Annotated in this window: 37 protein-coding genes and 1 rRNA gene; 36 read left to right on the top strand and 2 right to left on the bottom strand. The window is 41.7% G+C overall.

Annotated features, from left to right (window positions below):
• The first annotated feature begins 2 nt into the window (after positions 1–2).
• The 33 genes from rpsC to BAA9072_RS20065 all read left to right on the top strand — a co-directional run bounded on the left by rpsC (position 3) and on the right by BAA9072_RS20065 (position 19,605).
• The gene (gene rpsC / locus BAA9072_RS19905; protein WP_060674118.1) at positions 3–659 is read left to right on the top strand and encodes a 30S ribosomal protein S3; all 657 of its coding nucleotides are present in this window, start codon (positions 3–5) and stop codon (positions 657–659) included.
• Between the two features lie 2 nt (positions 660–661).
• Entirely contained in the window at positions 662–1,096 is a 435-nt protein-coding gene (gene rplP, locus BAA9072_RS19910; RefSeq protein ID WP_060674116.1) for a 50S ribosomal protein L16, read from the top strand.
• Entirely contained in the window at positions 1,086–1,289 is a 204-nt protein-coding gene (gene rpmC / locus BAA9072_RS19915; protein ID WP_060674114.1) for a 50S ribosomal protein L29, read from the top strand. Before rplP ends, rpmC begins: the two co-directional genes overlap by 11 nt.
• A gap of 20 nt (positions 1,290–1,309) precedes the next feature.
• The gene (gene rpsQ / locus BAA9072_RS19920) at positions 1,310–1,573 is read left to right on the top strand and encodes a 30S ribosomal protein S17 (protein ID WP_032085279.1); all 264 of its coding nucleotides are present in this window, start codon (positions 1,310–1,312) and stop codon (positions 1,571–1,573) included.
• Positions 1,574–1,617: 44 nt separating this feature from the next.
• A complete protein-coding gene (rplN, locus tag BAA9072_RS19925; RefSeq protein WP_060674112.1) occupies positions 1,618–1,986 on the top strand; it encodes a 50S ribosomal protein L14 in 369 nt (122 codons plus the stop codon).
• A gap of 39 nt (positions 1,987–2,025) precedes the next feature.
• Positions 2,026–2,337: a 50S ribosomal protein L24 gene (gene rplX / locus BAA9072_RS19930; protein WP_034765969.1), complete on the top strand. Its 312-nt coding sequence runs from the start codon at positions 2,026–2,028 to the stop codon at positions 2,335–2,337.
• A gap of 26 nt (positions 2,338–2,363) precedes the next feature.
• Positions 2,364–2,903: a 50S ribosomal protein L5 gene (rplE, locus tag BAA9072_RS19935; RefSeq protein ID WP_060674110.1), complete on the top strand. Its 540-nt coding sequence runs from the start codon at positions 2,364–2,366 to the stop codon at positions 2,901–2,903.
• Between the two features lie 24 nt (positions 2,904–2,927).
• Positions 2,928–3,113, top strand: a complete 186-nt coding sequence (locus BAA9072_RS19940) for a type Z 30S ribosomal protein S14 (RefSeq protein ID WP_010191505.1) — start codon at positions 2,928–2,930, stop codon at positions 3,111–3,113.
• A gap of 30 nt (positions 3,114–3,143) precedes the next feature.
• Complete coding sequence (gene rpsH, locus BAA9072_RS19945; RefSeq protein ID WP_060674108.1) at positions 3,144–3,542, top strand: 30S ribosomal protein S8; 399 nt, start codon at positions 3,144–3,146, stop codon at positions 3,540–3,542.
• Between the two features lie 30 nt (positions 3,543–3,572).
• Positions 3,573–4,112: a 50S ribosomal protein L6 gene (gene rplF / locus BAA9072_RS19950; RefSeq protein WP_201716421.1), complete on the top strand. Its 540-nt coding sequence runs from the start codon at positions 3,573–3,575 to the stop codon at positions 4,110–4,112.
• Positions 4,113–4,145: 33 nt separating this feature from the next.
• The gene (rplR, locus tag BAA9072_RS19955) at positions 4,146–4,508 is read left to right on the top strand and encodes a 50S ribosomal protein L18 (protein ID WP_201716422.1); all 363 of its coding nucleotides are present in this window, start codon (positions 4,146–4,148) and stop codon (positions 4,506–4,508) included.
• Positions 4,509–4,531: 23 nt separating this feature from the next.
• Entirely contained in the window at positions 4,532–5,032 is a 501-nt protein-coding gene (gene rpsE, locus BAA9072_RS19960) for a 30S ribosomal protein S5 (RefSeq protein WP_098438509.1), read from the top strand.
• A 13-nt stretch (positions 5,033–5,045) separates the two neighbouring features.
• Positions 5,046–5,228, top strand: a complete 183-nt coding sequence (gene rpmD / locus BAA9072_RS19965) for a 50S ribosomal protein L30 (RefSeq protein ID WP_034765956.1) — start codon at positions 5,046–5,048, stop codon at positions 5,226–5,228.
• Between the two features lie 32 nt (positions 5,229–5,260).
• Positions 5,261–5,701, top strand: coding sequence for a 50S ribosomal protein L15 (gene rplO / locus BAA9072_RS19970; protein WP_060674101.1), 441 nt, complete (start codon positions 5,261–5,263; stop codon positions 5,699–5,701).
• Entirely contained in the window at positions 5,701–6,993 is a 1,293-nt protein-coding gene (gene secY, locus BAA9072_RS19975; protein ID WP_201716423.1) for a preprotein translocase subunit SecY, read from the top strand. The genes rplO and secY overlap by 1 nt, the downstream gene beginning before the upstream one ends.
• A gap of 61 nt (positions 6,994–7,054) precedes the next feature.
• Positions 7,055–7,705 (top strand): adenylate kinase, encoded by a 651-nt coding sequence (locus tag BAA9072_RS19980; RefSeq protein ID WP_034765951.1) that lies wholly within the window; start codon positions 7,055–7,057, stop codon positions 7,703–7,705.
• On the top strand, positions 7,705–8,451 hold the full coding sequence (gene map, locus BAA9072_RS19985; RefSeq protein ID WP_201716424.1) for a type I methionyl aminopeptidase: 747 nt from the start codon (positions 7,705–7,707) through the stop codon (positions 8,449–8,451). Before BAA9072_RS19980 ends, map begins: the two co-directional genes overlap by 1 nt.
• A 15-nt stretch (positions 8,452–8,466) precedes the next feature.
• Positions 8,467–8,790: a KOW domain-containing RNA-binding protein gene (locus tag BAA9072_RS19990; RefSeq protein WP_201716425.1), complete on the top strand. Its 324-nt coding sequence runs from the start codon at positions 8,467–8,469 to the stop codon at positions 8,788–8,790.
• Positions 8,783–9,001 carry a translation initiation factor IF-1 gene (infA, locus tag BAA9072_RS19995; RefSeq protein WP_034765945.1) on the top strand — a complete coding sequence of 73 codons (219 nt, stop codon included), beginning with the start codon at positions 8,783–8,785 and terminating at the stop codon, positions 8,999–9,001. The genes BAA9072_RS19990 and infA overlap by 8 nt, the downstream gene beginning before the upstream one ends.
• 38 nt (positions 9,002–9,039) lie before the next feature.
• The gene (gene rpmJ / locus BAA9072_RS20000; protein ID WP_003156543.1) at positions 9,040–9,153 is read left to right on the top strand and encodes a 50S ribosomal protein L36; all 114 of its coding nucleotides are present in this window, start codon (positions 9,040–9,042) and stop codon (positions 9,151–9,153) included.
• Between the two features lie 24 nt (positions 9,154–9,177).
• Positions 9,178–9,543 (top strand): 30S ribosomal protein S13, encoded by a 366-nt coding sequence (gene rpsM, locus BAA9072_RS20005; RefSeq protein WP_034765943.1) that lies wholly within the window; start codon positions 9,178–9,180, stop codon positions 9,541–9,543.
• Positions 9,544–9,568: 25 nt separating this feature from the next.
• Positions 9,569–9,958, top strand: coding sequence for a 30S ribosomal protein S11 (gene rpsK / locus BAA9072_RS20010; RefSeq protein ID WP_032085294.1), 390 nt, complete (start codon positions 9,569–9,571; stop codon positions 9,956–9,958).
• Between the two features lie 170 nt (positions 9,959–10,128).
• Entirely contained in the window at positions 10,129–11,073 is a 945-nt protein-coding gene (locus tag BAA9072_RS20015; protein ID WP_034765941.1) for a DNA-directed RNA polymerase subunit alpha, read from the top strand.
• 46 nt (positions 11,074–11,119) lie between these two features.
• Positions 11,120–11,482 (top strand): 50S ribosomal protein L17, encoded by a 363-nt coding sequence (gene rplQ / locus BAA9072_RS20020; RefSeq protein WP_034765940.1) that lies wholly within the window; start codon positions 11,120–11,122, stop codon positions 11,480–11,482.
• Positions 11,483–11,735: 253 nt separating this feature from the next.
• Positions 11,736–12,599 (top strand): energy-coupling factor ABC transporter ATP-binding protein, encoded by an 864-nt coding sequence (locus BAA9072_RS20025; RefSeq protein WP_201716437.1) that lies wholly within the window; start codon positions 11,736–11,738, stop codon positions 12,597–12,599.
• A complete protein-coding gene (locus BAA9072_RS20030; RefSeq protein WP_201716426.1) occupies positions 12,575–13,444 on the top strand; it encodes an energy-coupling factor ABC transporter ATP-binding protein in 870 nt (289 codons plus the stop codon). The genes BAA9072_RS20025 and BAA9072_RS20030 overlap by 25 nt, the downstream gene beginning before the upstream one ends.
• Positions 13,441–14,238: an energy-coupling factor transporter transmembrane component T family protein gene (locus tag BAA9072_RS20035; RefSeq protein ID WP_201716427.1), complete on the top strand. Its 798-nt coding sequence runs from the start codon at positions 13,441–13,443 to the stop codon at positions 14,236–14,238. Before BAA9072_RS20030 ends, BAA9072_RS20035 begins: the two co-directional genes overlap by 4 nt.
• Positions 14,239–14,252: 14 nt before the next feature.
• A complete protein-coding gene (gene truA / locus BAA9072_RS20040) occupies positions 14,253–15,011 on the top strand; it encodes a tRNA pseudouridine(38-40) synthase TruA (RefSeq protein ID WP_201716428.1) in 759 nt (252 codons plus the stop codon).
• Between the two features lie 540 nt (positions 15,012–15,551).
• A complete protein-coding gene (gene rplM, locus BAA9072_RS20045; RefSeq protein ID WP_034765935.1) occupies positions 15,552–15,989 on the top strand; it encodes a 50S ribosomal protein L13 in 438 nt (145 codons plus the stop codon).
• A gap of 22 nt (positions 15,990–16,011) precedes the next feature.
• Positions 16,012–16,404 carry a 30S ribosomal protein S9 gene (gene rpsI / locus BAA9072_RS20050; RefSeq protein WP_034765933.1) on the top strand — a complete coding sequence of 131 codons (393 nt, stop codon included), beginning with the start codon at positions 16,012–16,014 and terminating at the stop codon, positions 16,402–16,404.
• A 246-nt stretch (positions 16,405–16,650) separates the two neighbouring features.
• Positions 16,651–17,097 carry a DUF2521 family protein gene (locus BAA9072_RS20055; protein WP_201716429.1) on the top strand — a complete coding sequence of 149 codons (447 nt, stop codon included), beginning with the start codon at positions 16,651–16,653 and terminating at the stop codon, positions 17,095–17,097.
• A gap of 95 nt (positions 17,098–17,192) precedes the next feature.
• Positions 17,193–17,921, top strand: a complete 729-nt coding sequence (cwlD, locus tag BAA9072_RS20060) for an N-acetylmuramoyl-L-alanine amidase CwlD (RefSeq protein ID WP_201716430.1) — start codon at positions 17,193–17,195, stop codon at positions 17,919–17,921.
• Between the two features lie 634 nt (positions 17,922–18,555).
• Positions 18,556–19,605, top strand: coding sequence for an Mrp/NBP35 family ATP-binding protein (locus tag BAA9072_RS20065; RefSeq protein ID WP_201716431.1), 1,050 nt, complete (start codon positions 18,556–18,558; stop codon positions 19,603–19,605).
• Positions 19,606–19,693: 88 nt separating this feature from the next.
• On the opposite strand, the gene gerD is transcribed toward BAA9072_RS20065, so the two are convergent.
• On the bottom strand, positions 19,694–20,338 hold the full coding sequence (gerD, locus tag BAA9072_RS20070) for a spore germination lipoprotein GerD (RefSeq protein ID WP_201716432.1): 645 nt from the start codon (positions 20,336–20,338) through the stop codon (positions 19,694–19,696).
• Between the two features lie 150 nt (positions 20,339–20,488).
• Here gerD and BAA9072_RS20075 point away from each other — a divergent pair, with 150 nt between their 5' ends.
• On the top strand, positions 20,489–21,124 hold the full coding sequence (locus tag BAA9072_RS20075; protein WP_201716433.1) for a KinB-signaling pathway activation protein: 636 nt from the start codon (positions 20,489–20,491) through the stop codon (positions 21,122–21,124).
• Between the two features lie 43 nt (positions 21,125–21,167).
• Here the strand turns inward: BAA9072_RS20075 and pdaB are convergent, their stop codons facing one another.
• Entirely contained in the window at positions 21,168–21,917 is a 750-nt protein-coding gene (gene pdaB / locus BAA9072_RS20080; RefSeq protein WP_201716434.1) for a polysaccharide deacetylase family sporulation protein PdaB, read from the bottom strand.
• A 140-nt stretch (positions 21,918–22,057) separates the two neighbouring features.
• On the opposite strand from pdaB, the gene BAA9072_RS20085 reads away from it, so the two are divergent.
• Together BAA9072_RS20085 and BAA9072_RS20090 are read left to right on the top strand one after the other, a co-directional pair.
• Positions 22,058–22,285, top strand: coding sequence for a hypothetical protein (locus BAA9072_RS20085; protein WP_201716435.1), 228 nt, complete (start codon positions 22,058–22,060; stop codon positions 22,283–22,285).
• A gap of 394 nt (positions 22,286–22,679) precedes the next feature.
• A 16S ribosomal RNA gene (locus BAA9072_RS20090) occupies positions 22,680–22,751 on the top strand; the annotation flags it as partial.

Consider the following 22,751-nt stretch of genomic DNA (forward strand, 5'->3'; position numbering starts at 1 on the left):
CTGTGGGTCAAAAAGTACATCCGGTCGGACTTCGTGTCGGTATAATCCGTGATTGGGAATCTAAATGGTACGCAGATAAGGATTACGCTAATCTATTACACGAAGACATTAAAGTACGTGAATATATTGCAAAACGTTTAGTTGACGCTTCTGTTTCTAAAGTAGAAATCGAACGCGCAGCAAATCGTATTAACATTACTGTTCATACAGCTAAGCCTGGTATGGTTATCGGTAAAGGTGGTACAGAAGTTGAAGCACTTCGTAAAGCACTGAACGAACTTACTTCAAAACGTGTACACATCAACATCGTTGAAATCAAAAGAGCGGACGTTGATGCTAAACTTGTAGCTGAAAACATCGCTCGTCAATTAGAAAATCGTGTTTCTTTCCGTCGTGCTCAAAAACAATCGCTTCAACGTGCGATGCGTGCCGGTGCAAAAGGAATCAAAACACAAGTATCTGGTCGTTTAGGCGGAGCAGATATCGCTCGTTCAGAACATTACAGTGAAGGTACTGTTCCACTTCATACTCTACGCGCTGACATTGACTATGCTCATGCAGAAGCTGATACAACTTATGGTAAGCTTGGCGTTAAAGTATGGATCTATCGTGGAGAAGTTCTTCCTACAAGAAAGAAATCTGAGGAAGGAGGCAAATAATTATGTTATTACCTAAACGCGTTAAACATCGTCGCGAACACCGCGGAAAAATGCGTGGACGTGCTAAAGGCGGTCAAGAAGTAGCGTTCGGTGAATACGGTTTACAAGCAGTTGAAGCTTCTTGGATCACAAACCGTCAAATCGAAGCATCTCGTATCGCTATGACTCGTTACATGAAACGTGGCGGTAAAGTATGGATTAAAATCTTCCCTCATAAACCTTACACAGCAAAACCTTTAGAAGTTCGTATGGGTTCAGGTAAAGGTGCTCCAGAAGGTTGGGTAGCAGTAGTTAAGCCTGGAAAAATCATGTTTGAAATCGCTGGTGTTTCTGAAGAGGTAGCTCGTGAAGCGCTTCGTCTAGCATCACATAAACTTCCAATTAAAACGAAGTTTGTAAAACGTGAGGAAATTGGTGGTGAATCAAATGAAAAGTAATGAAATTCGTGACCTAACCACTGCTGAAATAGAACAAAAAGTAAAGACTCTGAAAGAAGAGTTATTTAACCTTCGCTTCCAACTTGCGACTGGGCAATTAGAAAATACAGCTCGCATCCGTGAAGTCCGCAAAGGGATCGCTCGTATGAAAACTGTAATCCGTGAAAGAGAGATCGGGGTTAACAATCGATAAATGAGAGGAGGTTTGCTTAAATGAGTGACCGCAACCAACGTAAGGTATACACTGGCCGTGTTGTTTCCGACAAAATGGATAAAACAGTAACGGTTATGGTAGAAACTTATAAAAAGCATTCTCTATACGGCAAGCGCGTTAAGTACTCTAAGAAGTTTAAAACTCATGATGAGAACAACGAAGCAAAAGTAGGCGATATCGTACGTATCATGGAGACTCGTCCACTATCTGCTACAAAACGTTTCCGTTTAGTAGAAGTTGTTGAAAAAGCAGTTATTATCTAATATATTTGTTCGGATATTTTATATTCCGAAGGGAGGTTACCTACATGATTCAACAAGAATCACGTTTAAAAGTTGCTGACAACTCTGGTGCTCGTGAAGTATTAACTATTAAAGTGCTTGGTGGTTCTGGACGCAAGACAGCTAACATCGGTGATGTTATCGTGTGTACAGTAAAACAAGCAACACCAGGTGGCGTTGTTAAAAAAGGTGACGTAGTCAGAGCAGTTGTTGTACGTACTAAATCTGGTGTACGTCGTCAAGACGGTACTTACATTAAGTTCGACGAGAACGCTTGTGTCATTATCCGTGACGATAAGGGACCACGTGGAACTCGTATCTTCGGACCTGTTGCCCGTGAATTGCGTGACAGCAACTTTATGAAAATTGTATCTTTAGCTCCAGAAGTTCTTTAATAGATATTAGCATTGGGCCATTCAAGGAGGTGCGATGAAATGCATGTAAAAAAAGGCGATAAAGTAATGGTCATTACAGGGAAAGACAAAGGCAAAACAGGTGTTGTTCTTGCTTCATTCCCAAAGAAAGACCGAGTGCTAGTTGAAGGAATCAACGTTGTAAAAAAACACGCTAAACCTTCACAGATGAATCCGCAAGGCGGAATCATCAGCCAGGAAGCATCTATCCATGTATCAAATGTTATGCTTCTAGATCCGAAATCTAACGAGCCAACTCGTGTAGGTTATAAGACAGAAGACGGCAAAAAAGTACGTGTAGCAAAAAAATCAGGTGAAGTTCTAGATAAATAGTACGATTAAGAAGGGAGGTATTCTGAATGAACCGCCTAAAAGAAAAATTTCAACAAGAAATCAGTCCAGCTCTAGTTAGCAAATTCAATTACAAATCAGTAATGGAAGTACCTAAAGTTGAAAAGATCGTTGTCAACATGGGTGTCGGTGATGCTGTTTCAAACTCAAAAGCTCTTGATGTAGCTGTTGACGAATTGACTCAAATTACTGGTCAAAAGCCAGTCGTAACAAAAGCTAAAAAATCTATCGCAGGCTTCCGTCTTCGTGAAGGTATGCCAATCGGTGCAAAAGTTACTCTTCGCGGAGAGCGTATGTACCAATTCTTAGATAAATTAATTTCTGTTTCACTTCCACGTGTACGTGACTTCCGCGGTGTTTCTAAAAAAGCATTCGACGGTCGCGGTAACTATACATTAGGAGTAAAAGAGCAATTGATTTTCCCTGAGATTGATTATGATAAAGTGTCTAAAGCACGCGGTATGGATATCGTAATCGTAACAACTGCTAACACAGACGAAGAAGCTCGTGAATTATTGACACAAATCGGAATGCCATTCCAAAAGTAATCGCTATATAAGGGAGGCGAAAATGTGGCTAAAAAATCTATGATTGCGAAACAAAAACGCACGCCAAAGCATAATGTTCAAGCGTACACTCGTTGCGAACGTTGCGGACGTCCTCATTCAGTAATCCGTAAATTCAAGCTTTGCCGTATTTGTTTCCGTGAACTTGCATACAAGGGTCAGATTCCTGGCGTTAAAAAAGCTAGTTGGTAATACCCCATATTGGGAAGGAGGTAAATTATTATGACAATGACAGATCCAATTGCAGATTTGCTAACTCGCATCCGTAATGCGAACATGGTTCGTCACGAAAGATTAGAAGTTCCTGCTTCTAACATCAAGAAAGAAATTGCTGAAATCCTCAAACGTGAAGGTTTCGTACGTGACGTAGAATATGTAGAAGATAACAAGCAAGGTGTTATCCGCATTTTCTTAAAATATGGAGCAAACAACGAACGCGTAATTACTGGATTAAAGCGTATCTCTAAACCTGGTTTACGTGTTTATGCTAAATCTACAGAAGTACCTAGAGTGTTAAACGGCTTAGGTATTGCACTTGTTTCTACTTCTACAGGTGTATTAACTGATAAAGAAGCTCGTGCTCAACAAGTAGGCGGAGAAGTACTAGCTTACGTTTGGTAATATTTTTTATATGAATGGAGGTGCAACAGGATGTCACGTGTAGGAAAACTACCAGTCGAAATTCCATCTGACGTTACTCTAACAGTAGGTGAAGATAACACTGTAACTGTAAAAGGACCTAAAGGGGAACTTTCTCGTACATTCAATTCTGATATTAAAATAGAATTGGAAGGAAATGTAGCAACAGTTACTCGTCCTTCTGATGCAAAAGAACACCGCGCGTTACACGGTACAACTCGTGCCTTAATCGCGAACATGGTTGAAGGTGTATCTAAAGGATTCCAAAGAAATCTTGAGCTAGTCGGTGTAGGTTACCGTGCTCAAAAACAAGGTACGAAGCTTGTACTGAACGTTGGTTACTCTCACCCAGTTGAGATTGAACCAGAACAAGGTATCGAGATCGAAGTACCGGCTAATACAAAGATATCTATTAAAGGTATCGACAAAGAACGTGTTGGGGCATTAGCTGCTAACATTCGTGCTGTACGCTCACCTGAGCCTTACAAAGGAAAAGGTATTCGCTACGAAGGTGAATATGTTCGTCGTAAAGAAGGTAAAACAGGTAAATAATGCCGCGTAGGCAAAAGAAAGGAGTGACCGTAGGTGATTACTAAGCCAGATAAGAACAAAACACGTAAGAAAAGACATGCTCGTGTCCGTTCAAAAATTACTGGAACTGAAACTCGTCCTCGTTTGAACGTTTTCCGTTCTAACAAAAATATCTACGCTCAACTTATCGATGATATGAACGGTGTTACTCTAGTTAGTGCATCTTCTCAAGATAAAGATTTCAATCTAGACTCATCTGCTACTGCTGATGCAGCAGCGAAAGTAGGAGAACTAGTTGCGAAACGTGCAGTAGAAAAAGGATTGAAATCCGTAGTATTTGACCGTGGTGGATATTTGTATCATGGCCGTATCAAAGCTTTAGCTGAAGCAGCTCGTGAAAACGGCTTAGAATTTTAATAAAAAAAGGAGGGACAATCCAGATGCGTCGTATTGACTCAAGCAAACTAGAATTTGAAGAACGCGTAGTTACAATCAATCGTGTTGCGAAAGTAGTTAAAGGTGGACGTCGTTTCCGTTTCGCTGCTCTTGTAGTAGTGGGCGATAAAAACGGCCACGTTGGTTTCGGAACTGGGAAAGCTCAGGAAGTACCTGAAGCAATCCGTAAAGCGATTGAAGATGCGAAGAAAAATCTAATTGAAGTTCCTATGGTTGAAGGTACAACACCTCACCTAGTAACTGGACGATTTGGTGCTGGTCAAATTCTGATTAAACCTGCTTCTGCGGGTACAGGAATTATTGCCGGTGGACCTGTTCGTGCCGTACTTGAATTAGCTGGTGTTCAAGATATCCTATCTAAGTCTTTAGGATCTAACACTCCAATCAACATGGTTCGCGCTACAATCGAAGGTTTAAAACAATTAAAGACCGCTGAAGACGTTGCAAAATTACGTGGTAAATCAGTAGAAGAGATATTAGGTTAAGGGAGGGATAACGATGGCTAACAAACTAGAAATTACCCTCACTCGCAGCATCATTGGCCGTCCTCAAGATCAACGCAAAACGGTTGAAGCTTTAGGACTTCGCAAAATGCACCAAACAGTTGAGCAACAAGATAATGCTGCTATCCGCGGTATGATCAACAAAGTGGCTCACCTTGTTACTGTAACTGAAAAATAATTTTTAACGCTTAAAAAAAAGGAGGTGCCGACATGAAATTACATGAGTTAAAGCCTACAGAAGGTTCACGTAAAGTCCGCAATCGTGTAGGACGTGGTATTGGTTCAGGTAATGGAAAGACTTCTGGTAAAGGTCATAAAGGACAAAACGCCCGTTCAGGTGGCGGAACTCGTCCTGGCTTTGAGGGTGGTCAAACACCATTGTTCCAACGTCTGCCGAAACGTGGATTCACGAACATCAACCGTAAAGAATATGCAATCGTCAATCTTGACGTATTGAATCGCTTCGAAGATGGTACAGAAGTTACTCCAGCTCTACTTGTAGAATCTGGTGTAGTGAGTAACGAAAAAGCAGGAATTAAGATTCTTGGTAAAGGTTCAATCGAGAAAAAGCTTACAGTAAAAGCACACAAATTCTCAACCACTGCTAAAGAAGCTATCGAAGCTGCTGGCGGTACATCCGAGGTGATCTAATGTTTCAAGCTGTCTCCAATTTTATGCGCGTGGGTGATATAAGAAACAAAATTATCTTCACCCTTCTAATGTTAATAGTCTTCCGTCTTGGTACCTTCATTCCGGTACCAAACGTAGATGCTAATGTATTGAAAATGCAAGACCAGGCAGGGATCCTTGGATTCCTGAATACATTTGGTGGCGGTGCATTGAAGAACTTCTCCATCTTTGCGATGGGTATCATGCCTTATATCACAGCTTCGATCATTGTACAGCTCCTGCAAATGGATGTTGTACCGAAGTTTACAGAGTGGTCTAAACAGGGTGAAGTCGGGCGCCGTAAATTAGCTCAGTTCACACGGTATTTCACTATCGTTCTAGGATTCATCCAGGCCTTGGGTATGTCCTACGGCTTCAATAGAATTTACGGTGGAATGCTTATCCAAAGCCCGGGAGTCAGTACGTACCTACTAATAGCGTTAGTTCTAACAGCTGGTACGGCTTTTCTTATGTGGTTGGGTGAACAAATCACGGCTAAAGGTGTTGGGAATGGTATTTCGATCCTGATCTTTGCAGGTATCGTTGCTGCGATCCCTAACACTGTAAACCAAATCTATGCTCAACAAATTGAGGGAGCAGGCGAACAGCTCTTTCTTCGAATTGTGGTTCTTGCACTTCTTGTTTTAGCAGTTATTGCAATCGTGGTTGGTGTTGTGTTTATCCAACAAGCACTTCGTAAGATTCCGATTCAATATGCAAAACGTTTAGTGGGGCGTAGTCCGGTTGGTGGACAATCAACACATCTTCCATTAAAGGTGAATGCTGCGGGTGTTATTCCAGTTATCTTTGCGATTTCTTTCATTATCACGCCACAGACCATATCATCCTTCTTTGGAGATAATGATGTGACCAGTACTATCCAGTACATTTTTGATTACACCAAACCAGTTGGTATGATCATCTATGTAGCTCTGATCGTTGCCTTTACGTATTTCTATGCATTCATTCAAGTGAATCCAGAACAAATGGCTGAAAACTTGAAGAAGCAAGGTGGATATATCCCTGGTATTCGTCCAGGTAAAACCACACAAGAATATCTCACTCGCGTTCTGTATCGTCTAACATTTGTTGGGGCTATCTTCTTAGCTGTTATTTCAATCCTTCCAGTTTTCTTCATTAACTTTGCAGGATTGCCTCCTGCAGCTCAAATCGGTGGAACAAGTTTACTGATCGTAGTAGGTGTTGCACTTGAGACAATGAAGCAACTAGAGGCACAGTTAGTGAAACGTCACTACAAAGGATTTATTAAATAAGAGGGTTTTCGGGAACGTCTTGTTCCTGAAACCATTTTATAGACAATTAGGGGGAGTACGAGTGAATATAGTTCTTATGGGCTTACCAGGCGCAGGAAAAGGCACTCAAGCTGAAAAAATCGTAGATAAATATGGTATCCCCCATATCTCTACAGGCGATATGTTCCGTGCAGCTATTAAAGAAGGTACTGAACTAGGCTTGAAGGCTAAATCATTCATGGATAATGGCGATCTTGTTCCTGATGAAGTAACAATCGGTATCGTCCGTGAACGTTTAAGCAAAGAGGACTGTGAAAAAGGCTTCTTACTGGATGGGTTTCCAAGAACGGTTGCTCAGGCAGAAGCACTTGAAAACATCCTAGCTGATCTTGGTAAAAAAATGAATTATGTCATCAATATAAATGTAGATAAGGACATCCTGATGGAGCGCTTGACAGGTCGCAGGATCTGTAAAGAGTGCGGCGCTACTTATCATCTTGTCTTTAATCCGCCAACAGAAGAGGGCGTTTGTGATCGCTGCGGCGGCGAGTTATATCAACGTGCAGATGATAACGAAGAAACGGTCCAAAACCGTTTGGACGTAAACATTAAACAAACTCAACCACTATTGGCTTACTACGAAGATAAAGGCTATCTGAAAAACATTGACGGTCAACAAGACATCCATAGAGTGTTTGATGACATTGATGAACTACTTGGAGGCCTTTCATAATGATCATTTCTAAAACTCCGAGAGAGATTGAGATTATGCGGCATGCTGGTAAGATCGTTGCATTAACTCATGCGGAATTGCAAAAGTATATTTCTCCGGGAATAACAACGAAGGAATTGGATGCAGTTGCTGAAAAATTCATTCGTAAACATGATGCAATTCCATCTTTTAAAGGGTATAATGGGTTTCGTGGCAGCATCTGTGCTTCAGTCAACAATGAGTTGGTACATGGAATTCCAGGCGATCGGGTATTGAAGGATGGCGATATAATCAGTATCGATATCGGTGCTAAATATAACGGTTATCACGGTGACTCAGCTTGGACATATCCAGTTGGAACAATAGATGATGAAACCCGGAAGCTTCTCGAGGTAACAGAAGAATCATTATTTCTGGGACTTAAGGAAGCGAAACCAGGCGAGCGTCTGTCGAATATCTCTCATAGTATACAAACTTTTGTTGAGGCTAATGGCTTTTCGATCGTTCGAGAGTATGTGGGACACGGAGTTGGTCAAGACTTACATGAGGATCCGCAAATTCCTCATTATGGACCACCCAACAAAGGTCCGCGTCTAAAGCCTGGCATGGTACTGGCTATTGAACCAATGGTTAATGCAGGGAGTCGATATGTTAGAACGTTATCAGATAACTGGACAGTCGTCACAGTAGATGATAAAATGTGTGCGCACTTTGAACACACCATTGCAATTACTGAAGACGGCTATGAGATATTGACGAAAGCCTAAGTGAAGGTGATTGGATTGATCGAGTCAGATTCGACGATTCCGAGGATAGGCCAGATTGTTCAAACCCTTAAAGGGAGAGAAACAGGAAGCTACTCGGTCGTTGTTCAGCAGTTGGATGAACGTTTTGTACTCATAGCAGATGGGGATAGACGAAAGTTTGATCGCGCTAAGCGAAAGAACATCGCTCATCTTCACTTGTGTGACTATGTTTCTCCAGAAGTTCAAAACAGTATTATTGAATCAGGCAGAGTAACGAACGGTAAACTGCGTTATGCTGTTTCAAAGTTTGTTAACGAAGTGTTAAATGATGAGAAGAAGGGAGACATGTTCGATGGCTAAGGATGATGTAATTGAAGTTGAAGGTAAGGTCGCTGAGACTTTGCCCAATGCGATGTTTAAGGTAGAATTAGAAAATGGTCATACAGTACTGGCACATGTTTCAGGGAAGATCCGTATGCATTTCATTCGTATCCTACCTGGTGACAAGGTAACAGTAGAATTATCACCGTATGACTTAACTCGTGGTAGAATCACTTATCGTTATAAATAATCTATTGCACTCCGTACTATTAAGGAGGTTAGAATAAGATGAAAGTTAGACCATCTGTTAAACCAATCTGCGAAAAATGTAAAGTTATTCGTAGAAAAGGTAAAGTCATGGTTATCTGTGAAAACCCTAAACACAAACAAAAACAAGGCTAATCTTAAAGGAGGTGCGCTATCACTATGGCACGTATTGCTGGTGTAGACATTCCACGTGACAAACGTGTTGTCATTTCATTAACATACATCTACGGTATTGGTAAAAATACTGCAGCGAAAATCTTATCTGAAGCTGGTGTATCTGAGGATACTCGCGTTCGCGATCTTACTGACGACGAACTAGGAAAGATTCGTGATATCGTTGATAAATTAAAAGTAGAAGGTGATCTTCGTCGTGAAGTATCACTAAACATTAAACGTCTTATGGAAATCGGTTCATACCGCGGTCTTCGTCACCGTCGTGGACTACCTGTTCGTGGACAACATACGAAGAACAATGCTCGTACACGTAAAGGTCCTCGTAAGACTGTAGCTAACAAGAAAAAATAATAGGTAAAGGAGGTTACTTCTTAGTATGGCACGTAAAACAAACACTCGTAAACGTCGTGTGAAAAAGAATATCGAAGCTGGTATTGCACACATTCGTTCTACATTCAATAACACAATCGTAACTATTACTGATGTTCACGGAAATGCTGTTGCATGGTCAAGTGCAGGTTCACTAGGATTCAGAGGTTCTCGTAAATCCACTCCATTCGCAGCGCAAATGGCAGCTGAAACTGCAGCGAAAGCTTCTCAAGAACATGGTTTAAAGACTCTTGAAGTAACAGTTAAAGGTCCTGGTGCTGGTCGTGAAGCAGCTATCCGTGCTCTTCAAGCAGCAGGTCTAGAAGTTACTGCAATCAGAGACGTTACTCCAGTTCCTCATAATGGATGCCGTCCACCAAAACGTCGCCGCGTTTAATTTTCTGTATAAATTTTGTATCGTTGTCTATAATGGGATATGATACAAGATACGTTCATTCAGAAAAGTAACCAGTTGTTGGTGCACAATAGGGAACGTAAACATGGGGAATTTCGGACTTTATGTTATTTAGCCCGGAGTTTCGACGTTTTGAAGGAGGGTAAATATTAATGATCGAAATTGAAAAGCCAAAAATTGAAACGGTTGAGATCAGCGATGATGCCACATATGGAAAGTTCGTCGTAGAACCACTTGAGCGTGGATATGGTACAACTTTGGGTAACTCCTTACGTCGTATCCTACTATCGTCACTCCCAGGTGCTGCTGTCACATCTATTCAAATAGATGGAGTACTGCATGAGTTTTCAACAATTGAAGGCGTCGTAGAGGATGTCACATCCATCATTTTGAATATCAAGAAGTTAGCGTTGAAGATCTACTCTGATGAAGAAAAAACGCTAGAAATTGATGTGCAGGGCGAAGGAGTCGTAACGGCTGCAGATATTACTCATGATAGTGATGTAGAAGTGTTAAATCCTGATTTACACATCGCAACATTATCTAAGAGTGGTCACTTCCGGGTACGATTAAGTGCTTCCCGTGGTCGTGGGTACAGACCAGCAGACCAGAACAAACGTGAGGATCTTCCTATTGGCGTGATCCCAATCGATTCTATTTACACTCCAGTTTCACGCGTTAACTATCAAATAGAAAATACTCGTGTCGGTCAAATGACTAATTACGATAAACTTTCTCTTGATGTATGGACTGATGGAAGTATTGGACCAAAAGAAGCGATTTCTTTAGGTGCTAAGATTCTAACAGAACACTTAAATATTTTCGTTGGCCTTACAGATGAAGCGCAGAATGCTGAAATCATGGTAGAAAAAGAAGAAGATCAAAAAGAAAAAGTTCTTGAGATGACCATCGAAGAACTAGATCTTTCTGTTCGTTCTTATAACTGCCTGAAGCGTGCTGGAATCAATACTGTTCAAGAGCTTGCTAACAAGACTGAAGAAGATATGATGAAAGTACGTAACCTAGGACGTAAATCCCTGGAAGAGGTTAAAGTTAAACTTGAAGACCTTGGACTTGGCTTACGTAAAGACGACTGATAACATCTTCTTTCATATATAGATTCAACAAAGGAGGGAACCCTTAATGGCTTACAGAAAGTTAGGACGTACCAGTGCTCAACGTAAAGCAATGCTACGTGATTTAGCTACAGACCTAATCATTAACGAGCGCATCGAAACAACTGAAACTCGTGCGAAAGAGCTTCGTTCAGTTGTGGAAAAAATGATCACACTAGGTAAACGTGGTGACATTCACGCGCGTCGTCAAGCTGGTGCATTCATTCGTAAAGAAGTTGCAAACGCTGAAAACAACCAAGATGCTTTACAAAAGTTATTCTCTGACATCGCTCCTCGTTACACAGAGCGTCAAGGCGGATATACTCGCATTATGAAGGTTGGTCCTCGCCGTGGTGACGGTGCTCCAATGGCAATCATCGAATTAGTTTAATAATTCGTGACTTCTAACATTAAGGGCGGGACAGTTAATCCTTAACTGCTTCTTTGCCCTTTTTGTATAAGTGCATGTGATGAAAAGCAGAGCGTTACGATGAGCAGCGCAGTCTGACTCGTCTAGCTCGTGCACCCCTTCCAACTTCTATGTTTATAGAAGCTGTTCAGTGGATGAACAAGAAAAGACAATCTTTTCTTTGGTCGGGGTGCAGGCTTTTTTTTATATGCAAAGGTTTTTAGCAGAGCTGAGTATGGATAGCGTAGAGGAGGTTACAGAATTGAAAGAAATCATTAAAGTTGACGATGTGCATTTCAGATACCCTGATCAGAATACCTATGCACTTAAAGGTATTAGCCTGAAGGTTAATAAAGGTGAGTGGTTAGCGATTGTCGGACATAACGGTTCCGGTAAATCCACCCTTGCCAAAATGTTGAACGGGCTTCATTTTCCGGAGAAGGGGCAAGTAACAGTGGATGGGATCACTCTTGAGGAAAGTTCTATTTGGGACATCCGATCAAAGCTGGGTATGGTTTTTCAGAATCCCGATAATCAGTTTGTAGGTGCTACAGTAGAAGATGATGTGGCTTTTGGGTTAGAAAACCATGGGGTACCTCATGAAACGATGGTACAGAGAGTCAATGATGCTTTAAAAAGTGTCCATATGGAAGATTTTCTTGATCAAGAGCCGCACCATTTATCTGGTGGTCAGAAACAGCGTGTTGCGATTGCCGGAGTGGTAGCCCTGCAGCCTTCGATCATCATTTTAGATGAAGCAACATCTATGCTGGACCCTAAGGGAAGACAAGAGGTCCTTGAAACAGTCCGGAAACTGAAAGAAGAAGAAAACTTAACGGTGATCTCCATCACTCATGACCTGGAAGAAGCGACGAAGGCAGATCGTATGATTGTCTTAAATCAGGGGAGTGTTTTTAAGGAGGGAATACCAGAAGAGATTTTCCTATTGGAGGACGAGCTCATTAAGCTTGGGTTGGATTCCCCATTTACCATTAAGCTTGCTGGAGCACTGAAGGAAGCAGGAATTCCTTTGTCTAAAACCTATTTTACAGAAGAAGAGTTGGTGGATGAATTATGCAAATCACATTTCAACAGGTAGAATACCGATATTCATTCAACACTCCATTCGAAAAACTTGCCCTTCAGGATATTAACCTAACCATTCCGACAGGTCAGTTTCTTGCGGTGATTGGTCACACTGGTTCAGGTAAGTCTACACTGTTGCAGCATCTTAATGGATTACTAAAGCCGACAGAGGGACTTGTCAAAGTTGGAGAACATGAAATCAAGGCAAAGCAAAAGGCCAAGAACTTAAAGCCTGTCAGACAGAAGGTAGGAATCGTCTTTCAATTTCCGGAACATCAATTGTTTGAAGAAACCGTCCTTAAAGATATCTGCTACGGTCCAATGAATTTTGGCGTATCAGAAGAAGAAGCGATACTCAGGGCGAAAGAACTGATCGTAAAGGTGGGCTTATCTGAAGATGTGTTACAGAAATCCCCATTTGATTTGTCAGGTGGACAAATGAGGCGTGTTGCCATTGCAGGAGTACTGGCAATGAATCCCGAAGTCATTGTGTTGGATGAGCCGACTGCAGGACTCGACCCACGAGGGCAAAGGGAGATCATGGATATGTTCTATGCCCTTCATAAGGAAAAGGGTCTGACCACTATTCTCGTCACCCACAGCATGGAAGACGCCGCTCATTATGCGGAAGAGATCGTGATCATGCAGAAGGGACGTTTAAAGAGAAGAGGAGGCCCTGCGGAAATCTTCTCCCAGACCGAAGACCTGTTTAAGATGGGGTTGGACGTACCTGATGTCGTTCGATTTCAATATCAATTTGAACTGAGAACAGGGAAGAAGCTCCCGAAGACCTGTTTAACCATCACCGAATTAGCCTCAGCCATCCGTGGAATTCAGGATGGGGGTGAAGATCTATGATGGAAAAGATGATCTTCGGCCGTTATGTGCCGGCCAAATCCATTCTTCACCAAATGGATCCAAGGGCAAAGCTTTTATTTATTTTCGGATTTATATGTGTCGTCTTTTTGGCAAACAATGCTGTGACATATGCACTGCTAGGTCTTTTTACGTTTAGCGCACTCATACTATCCAATCTTTCCATCCGTTTTATTATCGGAGGACTGAAGCCAATCCTTTGGCTGATTCTATTTACATTTTTCTTACATGTGTTTTTCACAAAGGAAGGTCCTGTCATTCTTGACTTAGGGATATTGTCTGTTCATGAAGAGGGGTTAAGACAGGGGATCTTTATTTCTTTACGGTTCTTTTATCTTATTCTTGTTACATCTTTATTAACGCTAACGACTTCTCCCATCACGATTACGGATGGTCTTGAAACCCTTTTGAATCCATTGAAAAAAGTGAAGTTTCCCGTTCATGAACTGGCACTGATGATGTCGATTTCCTTACGATTTATTCCAACCTTGATGGAGGAAACCGACAAAATCATGAAAGCACAGATTGCAAGGGGTGCTGAGTTTTCATCCGGCCCCATTAAAGATCGGATCAAAGCCATCATCCCTCTGTTGATTCCTCTGTTTGTCAGTGCATTTAAACGCGCCGAAGACCTGGCAACGGCCATGGAAGCAAGAGGATATCAAGGAGGGGAGGGCAGGACGAAGTACCGCCTGTTATCCTGGCATAAGAAGGATACAGGAGCGTTGGTTGTACTTGCCCTCCTGACGGCTGTATTGATTATTTTCAGAGGATAATGGGAGTGTCGTGTATGCAAAGAGTGAAGTGTACCATCGCTTATGATGGGACGTATTTTCATGGTTACCAGGTACAACCGAATCAACGTACCGTCCAGGGCCTTATTGAGAGCATCTTGTCCACTATCCATAAAGGTGGTCCTGTCCGGATCCGGATCAGCGGGTCTGGCCGTACCGACGCAGGTGTCCATGCAAACGGTCAGGTCTTTCATTTTGACACACCTTTATCCATTCCAGAAGAGAAATGGCCGATCGTTCTGAATACAAGGTTACCGGATGAAGTGAACGTGAAAGAAGCCGAGTTTGTTTCAACAGACTTTCATTCGCGGTTTTCCGTGGAGCAGAAAGAATACCGTTACCGGGTTTATACGGGGGAATCAAGAAGTCCGTTCAACCGGCATTTTGCCCTTCACTATCCCGATACGCTTTCCGTTCCTGATATAAAGCGCGCTGCCCGGCACCTGATCGGGGAGCACGACTTCACAAGCTTTTGTTCAGCGAAGACGGAAGTGGAAGACAAAGTAAGAACCATTCATCATATTGAAATTCAGGAACACGAAGAAGAAATCATTTTTTCATTTGTGGGCAATGGATTTCTATATAATATGGTGAGGATCCTGGTCGGTACTTTATTGGAGGTAGGTTCTGGGAATATACCTGTGGAGGAAATACCCGGAATACTGGATGCACGGGATCGCAACCGTGCAGGAAAGACTGCCCCGCCACATGGGTTATATCTGTGGAAAGTGGATTATGGATCTGATGAGATTTAGAGGGTCTTTAGCATTTTGAAAGAGGGTATAGTAAAGCACCCTTTTGTTGATTGGAGGGGAAGGTGCTCGACTCCTGCGGGAAACGCTGGACAGTACGAAAAGCGGAGGCAGCTCGTCCTGCCCCGCCAAGCATAAGATGAATGGGCCGAGAAGGCGTTTTTTGCCTTCTTGGACCATTTAGCTTATGACCTAGAGGGGCTTGCCGCCGTAGCTGGACAGGTGAGACCACACAGGGCTTTAGCCCGAGGAGGCTCACCGCCAGCCCCGCGGAAAGCGAGCACTTGAAGCGGAAATCAACGACCACTATCTATTTGAAAAACAACAGTTTTTCCAGTGAAAAGCTTGAACATGTATTATAAATGATAATCATGATTCAAAAAAAATACTAAAACAACTAATCCTGGTGTAACATTCTCTTGACAATAGACTGGGAACAAGATAATATAGCATATGGTATGTTATTAACCCCACGATAAGCCCCGGAAACTTATTGTGATTAGAAAATAAATACTACGGATTCATTAAATAGGAGGTTAAATCATGCGTACAACGTATATGGCAAAAGCCAATCAAATCGATCGTAAATGGTTCGTTGTAGATGCTGAAGGTAAAACTCTTGGACGTCTATCCAGTGAAGTTGCTTCAATTCTACGCGGAAAACACAAACCAACATTCACACCACATGTTGACACTGGTGATCATGTAATCATTCTTAATGCTTCAAAAATTGAATTAACTGGGAAGAAGTTAACGGACAAGATCTACTACCGTCACACAAATCACCCAGGTGGTTTAAAACAACGTACAGCATTAGAAATGCGTACAAACTACTCAGAGAAAATGCTTGAGCTTACTATCAAAGGTATGCTTCCAAAAGGTTCTCTAGGTCGTCAAATGTTCAAGAAATTACATGTATATGCTGGAGCAGAGCATCCACATCAAGCACAACAACCTGAAGTTTACGAACTTCGTGGATAATTAATAAGAGGAGGTTATTATCTTGGCTCAAGTTCAATATTACGGAACTGGTCGTCGTAAGAGCTCAGTAGCTCGTGTACGTTTAGTACCAGGTAACGGAAACATTGTTATCAATGATCGTGAAGTAGAAGTTTATATCCCATTCGCAGCACTAAGAGAAGTAATTAAGCAACCACTAGTTGCAACTGAAACTCTTGGTAACTATGACGTTTTAGTAAACGTTAATGGTGGAGGCTATGCTGGTCAAGCTGGTGCGATCCGTCACGGAATCGCTCGTGCTTTACTACAAGCAGACCCTGAATACCGTGGAACACTAAAACGCGCTGGATTATTAACTCGTGACTCTCGTATGAAAGAGCGTAAAAAATACGGTCTTAAAGGTGCACGTCGCGCGCCACAATTCTCTAAGCGTTAATTATTATTTCACACGAAAGCTCAGCCGATTCTGTCGGCTGGGATTTTTTATTGGTTTTGAGGGAATTTCATTTTGAGGGACGGACCTCTCCTTTCACTTCAATTCTCTACCTGAATCCTTTAATACCAAGAAATTCCTCAATTTAAATACTGAATCCAGAGGTCCGTCCCTCAAAAAATTGGTAACAGTTACTCGAATGAAGTGGTGTGTTAAGTAGGAAAATACGTTCAAAGGGGTGGATGATTTTTGAACGTTATTACTACTTTCAATACAAAGAGAAGAGAGAAGCAAATTAAGACGGAAAGAACATTACTGAAAGAAATTTCGATTAAGATGCTGCAGGAGAGTGTTCGCAGGCATTTTGGATATATAAAGGTTCAAGGCGGCGTGTTTATGCAGCAGGGCTTTGATGAGGCATGTTTTGATGTAGCCATTGAAGCTTATCTCCTTGGAGGGAAGGTCAGCAAGTTCGGTTATTCAGGTGAAGACACCGAGTTAGTAAAAAAACGTTGCGAAGAAGAATTGAAGCATTTTATTGATACACTTTATAATTTCTGGCTGTATTGGTCTGAGATGGGTGTTTCGAATCAGGTTGACGAGTCCTTTTATTTTTGCTGTGAGCACTTTGTGGAAACATGGTGGTCAGAAGGGTACGAAAAGGGAATCAAGCGCCTCAAATTACGTTTGCATTAATTTCAGTTCTAAAATCCATTCTTGTCCCATATTTTTTAGTAAGGGCAACGGAGGGGCTGTTCTCCGTGGTTAACACTTGAAATAGGAGGACTGGAATGGTTCAGAAACTTAAGGTTATCGGGATAATTTCCGCACTGGCTATTTTATTATTCATCATTCAATATAAGATATTAGACAAAGATACATGGGATTCATGGAATCTCCCCTTATCAGGAAAGATCATTTATATAGATCCAGGACATGGTGGACCGGACGGCGGCGCCGGTGATGAAGATGCCCTGGAAAAGGATATCGCTTTAAATGTATCATTGATGATAAGGGATTATCTCCAGGAACAAGGTGCACTCGTGATCCTGACGCGGGAGAAGGATGAAGATCTTGCGGATGAAGATACGAGAGGATACAGCCGGCGAAAAGTGGAGGATCTAAAGAAACGGCTCAGCTTAATCAATGAATCCCAAGCGGATATGTTTCTAAGCATCCATTTGAATTCAATCCCATCTGCGAAATGGAGCGGAGCCCAGACCTTTTATAATCCAAAATATGAAGAAAATAAAGCACTCGCCAAAACCATTCAAGCAGAACTGACACGGAATCTGGAAAACACGACCCGTGAAGCAAAAGGACTTCAAAATGTCTATATTCTAAAACACGCGAAAAAACCCGGAGCACTCGTAGAGATTGGTTTTCTCTCCAATCCAGGAGAACGCGCCAACCTTCTTAAGGAGGATTACCAGCAAAAAATCGCTGCCTCCGTCTACCAGGGGGTACTCAACTACTTGACAATGGACAAAGAAGACAAAGAAAAAGCTGATGAGGAATAACCTCTCAGCTTTTTTTCGATTTTAAAAACAGCAGTTTAATTCACTAATAACCTAATGGGTCTACTCCCTGTTTCTCTTCAGGGAATTTTGTGAGGATTTGGCGAAACAGATTTATAAAGTCGATCTACTCTTTTTGAATGACAATATAATAAGATAAAATCACTGTATCATGAGTTGTAGAAAGAGGGGGTGTGTTTTAATGAATTTAATCATAAGTGTTTCACTTTAAGTTGTTTGGAGTGGAAGGTGCTCGACTCCTCCGGGAAAAGCTGGACAGTACGAAAAGCGGAGGCGGCTCGCCCAGCCCCGACAAGCATAAGATGAATGGGCCGAAAAGGCGTTTTTTGCCTTCTTGGACCATTTAGCTTATGACCTCGAGGGGCTTGCCGCCGTAGCTGGACAGGCGAGACCCTGGAGGGCGAAGCCTGAGGAGGCTCACCGCCAGCCCCGCGGAAAGCGAGCACCTGGAACGGAAAACAACCACTGCTCGCCTAGTAAAGAACCCTATAGGTAGAAAATCCATTTTATTATTCGACAAAAGCATTCAAAACCTTTTGAGCATTCATTCAACTGAGAATATGTTATACTGAAAGCAGATAATTGAAAACGAATACATAGAAAAGGGTGGTTATTCATGTTATCGGAACAACAAACACGCGAACTTTTATTTGGATTAAAAGATCCTTTTTTAAATAAAACCTTAAAAGAAACAAATGGAGTTGTAGACATCTCCCTAAAAGAAGAAAAGAACCATGTCAGTGTGAAAATTGCCATTGCCAAAACAGGAACCGGTGAGCAAATGCAATTCCAGCAACAAATTGTACAAGTATTAAAGGAAAACGGAGCGGAATCTGTGGGGATACGGTTCACGGAGCTTCCCGAAGAAGAGCTTGAAAAGCATAGAGGCTCAGGTGGAGAAGGGACGGACTTATTATCCCCTGCAAGTAAGACAACCTTCATTGCGATTGCCAGCGGAAAAGGCGGCGTAGGAAAGTCGACGGTTTCTGTTAACCTTGCCGTGTCACTTGCCCGACAAGGCAAGAAGGTGGGCCTTGTAGATGCCGATATTTACGGATTTAGCGTTCCCGATATGATGGGCATTGTGAAGAGACCGATTGTACGTGGAGAAAGAATTATTCCAGTAGAACGATTCGGCGTGAAGGTCATCTCTATGGGATTCTTCGTAGAGGACAATGCCCCTGTGATTTGGAGAGGGCCGATGCTTGGGAAGATGCTTAACAACTTCTTTTCGGAAGTAGAGTGGGGAGATCTGGATTATTTACTACTGGACCTGCCACCTGGAACAGGAGACGTCGCCCTCGATCTTCATACCATGCTTCCACATTGTAAGGAGATCATTGTAACGACTCCCCATCCTACAGCAGCATTCGTAGCAGCTCGTGCAGGAGCCATGGCCCTTCAGACAGACCATGACATCCTCGGTGTGGTAGAGAATATGTCCTACTTTGAAAGTAAATTGACAGGTGAAAAGGAGTTCGTATTCGGTCAAGGAGGCGGAGAGAAGCTTACAGAAGAGCTCCGTACAGATTTACTGGGCAAGCTTCCACTTCAACAGCCGGACTGGAACGAAGAGGATTTTGCACCTTCTATTTATGCAGAAGATCATCGGCTAGGTCAGATTTATGGGGAAATTGCCCATAAAGTAATTGAAAAATTATCTTAAAGATACAAAAAAGGGACCAATGCTAAAAATGCATTGGTCTCTTTTAATGAGTTGTCATACTGTCAGGGAAGGCATGCCACATAAAGAATTATTGGCCACCGCCTCCATTACCTGTACCACCTGAGTCTCCTGAACCACCTTGCTCATTACCGGAAGATTGACTGCTGCTACCTTCACTTTTTCCTCCATCTTTGATTTCACCTGCAGCCTTCAATAAAACATCCTGTAGCTTCGCTTTGAATAATGGGCTTTGGAATGTTTCTGTCATCACTTTTTGCAGATGTTCTTTGTACTCCTGGCTCTTTAATACTTCGGTAAGTTCCTTTTTGAACTCAGGATCCTTCAATAGATCCATCATCATTCCTTGGTACTCAGGATCCTTCATCAGGTCTTTGAGTAATTTTTCATTTCCATCTTTCATGCTTTTCGCCATGGCTTCAGCGAACTTTGGATCTTCAAACGATTTTTTCCAGAATTCGGTTCCTTTATCGGACGTTAATGTTTTGGAGATCGTATCAGTTACAACTCCCTGGTCCATAATAAGCTCTGATTTCATTTTTTCATCAGACATGACTTCCTGTATGGCTTTTTTACCATCATCAGTCTTTAATATATCGACAACCATTTTCTTGGTTTCTTCATAATCCATTTTGCCACTGCCCGTATCCCCGCCACCGCCACAAGCGGATAGGAGGAGGAGGGTCAATAGAAAAAGAAAGGAATATCTTTTCATGGGTAGGCTCCTTCCATACAAATTCCCTTACCCTTAATATGAGAAATAACGAAAAAAAATATGCACAGGGAAAATTGGAACCTGGCTTTTTTAAACATGCGTTGGTACAATCAAGTGAGTGTATATTTTTTTATTTGGAGGAAAAGAGAAGTGACCATCCGCAATTGGATTCGTTTATTTTTTCATACGTTAGCGATCGGTGGAGCCGTAACCGGTGGAGCAGCCCTTCTCATCAGATGGGATCAGTTCGGACCATATTTTCAAGACGGTAACGTGATTGGCATATTATCGAGTTTACTTTGGTTCATATTTGTAGGATTTACCTTCAGTGTGATCAGTCAGATGGGTTATTTTGCTTACTTAACCATCCACCAATTCGGAATGGGGATGTTTAAAAGTTTATGGAACCCCGTTCAACTGGTACTAATCGCACTTGTCCTGTTTGATTTGATTTATTTCCGATTCAGAGCTTTCGCTGTAGAAGGTGAGTCGTATACGCCTTATATTCTACTGGGGATTGGAATATTTGTTGTGGGACTTATCGTGGCTTATGTAAAAAATCGACAATCAGAAGCCAAAACAAACACATTTATATCTGCTCTATTCTTTATGATTGTGGTGACGACGCTGGAATGGCTGCCGGTATTACTGGTAAATTCCGTGAAATGGCTGTATCTCATGCTTCTTGCCCTGTTAGCGTGTAATGCATTCCAACTGTTGCGCCTTCCTAGGTATATAGAGAAGTCCCAACTGGAAAGAGAACATAAACAGTCAATGAAGAGCTAATAAAAAATCCCGCTAGGTGGCAATTTGTCACCAGCGGGATTTTTTACTGTATAAGAGATGATTTTGCATCTCCGTTGGAAATCATTTCCGAAACTGAGATGAAGGCCCCTTTTGCCTTCAGTTCTTTTACAATGGACGGCAAGGCATCTTTCGTCTGTTTAGCAGAATCTGATGCGTGGAGCAGAACGATATCCCCTTTTTTGGCCTTGCTTATATTATTGATGATTTCATCTACACCGGGATTAGTCCAATCCTTCGAGTCCACGCTCCAATGTACGACCGTTAAGCCGAGGGAATCGGCGACCTTTAACGTTTCTTTATCAAAATGTCCTGTTGGAACGCGTAGTAATTTCACATCTTTCACATTCAATTTTTTAAAGACTGTATCAGCTTTCAGTATATCTTGCTTAATCTTATTCGGTTCCATTTCCGTATAGTCGGAATAGGCGTATCCAAGATTTCCGATTTCATATCCCTGCTTCACGATTTGTTCCACTAAATCGGGATGTCGTTCCGCCCAGGCTCCGGAAATGAAGAAAGTAGCGGATCCTACATTCATTTTCTTGAGTTCTTCAAGGATTGGCTTTGCCTTTTCATCGCCCCAGCCAATGTTGAATGTGATGGCCACGCCTTTTTCTCCTTTATAAATCGCCTTTGGTCCTTCCTTTGTACTAAACACAGAAAGAGTCGAGAGGTTACTGCTATAGACAAACAAAGCAGTAAAGAAAGAAATTACGATAATCAAACTAATTTGCTTTAATTTCTTGGCGTTTACTGTGTGAAACGTATTCAATGTGTCATCCCTCCGTTCAACCGTCTATCTTTACTAAAGATATGCATGTCCCCGAAAAAAATATCTATATGATAAAAAAATGATTATAAATTTCTTATAATGGAAAAAACTACAAATACAAACATTAAGGGGTGACATAGTTGCTGGGGTTAATGATTAATGATAGAGAGAAACAGGAAATAGAGTATTTGTTAAAAAGAGAAATGGATGAAATACTGTTTGATCAAAAGGATTCTCGAATTGATCATATCGTTAAGAGGGCAATGGATGAACGGTACAAAATCTTATTTTCCCTTTTTAAGCGATTTGCGAGTCAAAAGGAATGTTTGAAATATATGAAGACAGTAGCCAAGAAAGAAACGTATTAATTTCATTCAGCCCCTGTTATATAGCGGGGGCTATAAATTTTATTAATAGCATATGTCCGGGGATGCTGATGAGGATCATTCGATAAGAAATGAAAGGGTGATATAAAAGGGGGCGAGATAATTGAAATAATTAATGATAAAAGTTCACAAAAGGTATTGACCAGTCCTGAAAAACTTGATATATTAATAAACGTCGCTGAAACACAATGAATTATTTAGAAGAAACACCAATAAATAATTTTAAAAAGCAGTTGACATCACAAGTTCACTTGTGGTAAATTAATAAAGTCGCTCCGAACGGAGTTAGTGGAAATTTGAACCTTGAAAACTGAACAAAATAAGACAATACGTCAACGTTAATTCTAGATTTATTTTTAAAGAGCTATTCAAACTTTTATCGGAGAGTTTGATCCTGGCTCAGGACGAACGCTGGCGGCGTGCCTAATACATGCAAGTCGAGCGGATT

Origin of the sequence: Rossellomorea arthrocnemi (assembly GCF_904424705.1) — a bacterium.
GTDB classification, from domain to species: domain Bacteria; phylum Bacillota; class Bacilli; order Bacillales; family Bacillaceae_B; genus Rossellomorea; species Rossellomorea arthrocnemi.

What these genes read in the sequence shown, in the direction of transcription:
- rpmC (WP_060674114.1), top strand. Translation starts at nt 1,086, where the DNA reads ATGAAAAGTAATGAAATTCGTGACCTAACCACTGCTGAAATAGAACAA.
- cwlD (WP_201716430.1), top strand. Translation starts at nt 17,193, where the DNA reads ATGGTTCAGAAACTTAAGGTTATCGGGATAATTTCCGCACTGGCTATT.
- rplF (WP_201716421.1), top strand. Translation starts at nt 3,573, where the DNA reads ATGTCACGTGTAGGAAAACTACCAGTCGAAATTCCATCTGACGTTACT.
- map (WP_201716424.1), top strand. Translation starts at nt 7,705, where the DNA reads ATGATCATTTCTAAAACTCCGAGAGAGATTGAGATTATGCGGCATGCT.
- BAA9072_RS20030 (WP_201716426.1), top strand. Translation starts at nt 12,575, where the DNA reads ATGCAAATCACATTTCAACAGGTAGAATACCGATATTCATTCAACACT.
- rplM (WP_034765935.1), top strand. Translation starts at nt 15,552, where the DNA reads ATGCGTACAACGTATATGGCAAAAGCCAATCAAATCGATCGTAAATGG.
- rpmJ (WP_003156543.1), top strand. Translation starts at nt 9,040, where the DNA reads ATGAAAGTTAGACCATCTGTTAAACCAATCTGCGAAAAATGTAAAGTT.
- BAA9072_RS20015 (WP_034765941.1), top strand. Translation starts at nt 10,129, where the DNA reads ATGATCGAAATTGAAAAGCCAAAAATTGAAACGGTTGAGATCAGCGAT.
- rpsH (WP_060674108.1), top strand. Translation starts at nt 3,144, where the DNA reads ATGACAATGACAGATCCAATTGCAGATTTGCTAACTCGCATCCGTAAT.
- rplN (WP_060674112.1), top strand. Translation starts at nt 1,618, where the DNA reads ATGATTCAACAAGAATCACGTTTAAAAGTTGCTGACAACTCTGGTGCT.
- rpsQ (WP_032085279.1), top strand. Translation starts at nt 1,310, where the DNA reads ATGAGTGACCGCAACCAACGTAAGGTATACACTGGCCGTGTTGTTTCC.
- rpsM (WP_034765943.1), top strand. Translation starts at nt 9,178, where the DNA reads ATGGCACGTATTGCTGGTGTAGACATTCCACGTGACAAACGTGTTGTC.
- rplP (WP_060674116.1), top strand. Translation starts at nt 662, where the DNA reads ATGTTATTACCTAAACGCGTTAAACATCGTCGCGAACACCGCGGAAAA.
- BAA9072_RS20065 (WP_201716431.1), top strand. Translation starts at nt 18,556, where the DNA reads ATGTTATCGGAACAACAAACACGCGAACTTTTATTTGGATTAAAAGAT.
- BAA9072_RS20035 (WP_201716427.1), top strand. Translation starts at nt 13,441, where the DNA reads ATGATGGAAAAGATGATCTTCGGCCGTTATGTGCCGGCCAAATCCATT.
- rplQ (WP_034765940.1), top strand. Translation starts at nt 11,120, where the DNA reads ATGGCTTACAGAAAGTTAGGACGTACCAGTGCTCAACGTAAAGCAATG.
- truA (WP_201716428.1), top strand. Translation starts at nt 14,253, where the DNA reads ATGCAAAGAGTGAAGTGTACCATCGCTTATGATGGGACGTATTTTCAT.
- gerD (WP_201716432.1), bottom strand. Translation starts at nt 20,338, where the DNA reads ATGAAAAGATATTCCTTTCTTTTTCTATTGACCCTCCTCCTCCTATCC.
- rpsK (WP_032085294.1), top strand. Translation starts at nt 9,569, where the DNA reads ATGGCACGTAAAACAAACACTCGTAAACGTCGTGTGAAAAAGAATATC.
- rplE (WP_060674110.1), top strand. Translation starts at nt 2,364, where the DNA reads ATGAACCGCCTAAAAGAAAAATTTCAACAAGAAATCAGTCCAGCTCTA.
- rplO (WP_060674101.1), top strand. Translation starts at nt 5,261, where the DNA reads ATGAAATTACATGAGTTAAAGCCTACAGAAGGTTCACGTAAAGTCCGC.
- rpsE (WP_098438509.1), top strand. Translation starts at nt 4,532, where the DNA reads ATGCGTCGTATTGACTCAAGCAAACTAGAATTTGAAGAACGCGTAGTT.
- rplX (WP_034765969.1), top strand. Translation starts at nt 2,026, where the DNA reads ATGCATGTAAAAAAAGGCGATAAAGTAATGGTCATTACAGGGAAAGAC.
- secY (WP_201716423.1), top strand. Translation starts at nt 5,701, where the DNA reads ATGTTTCAAGCTGTCTCCAATTTTATGCGCGTGGGTGATATAAGAAAC.
- BAA9072_RS20025 (WP_201716437.1), top strand. Translation starts at nt 11,736, where the DNA reads ATGGATAGCGTAGAGGAGGTTACAGAATTGAAAGAAATCATTAAAGTT.
- rpmD (WP_034765956.1), top strand. Translation starts at nt 5,046, where the DNA reads ATGGCTAACAAACTAGAAATTACCCTCACTCGCAGCATCATTGGCCGT.
- infA (WP_034765945.1), top strand. Translation starts at nt 8,783, where the DNA reads ATGGCTAAGGATGATGTAATTGAAGTTGAAGGTAAGGTCGCTGAGACT.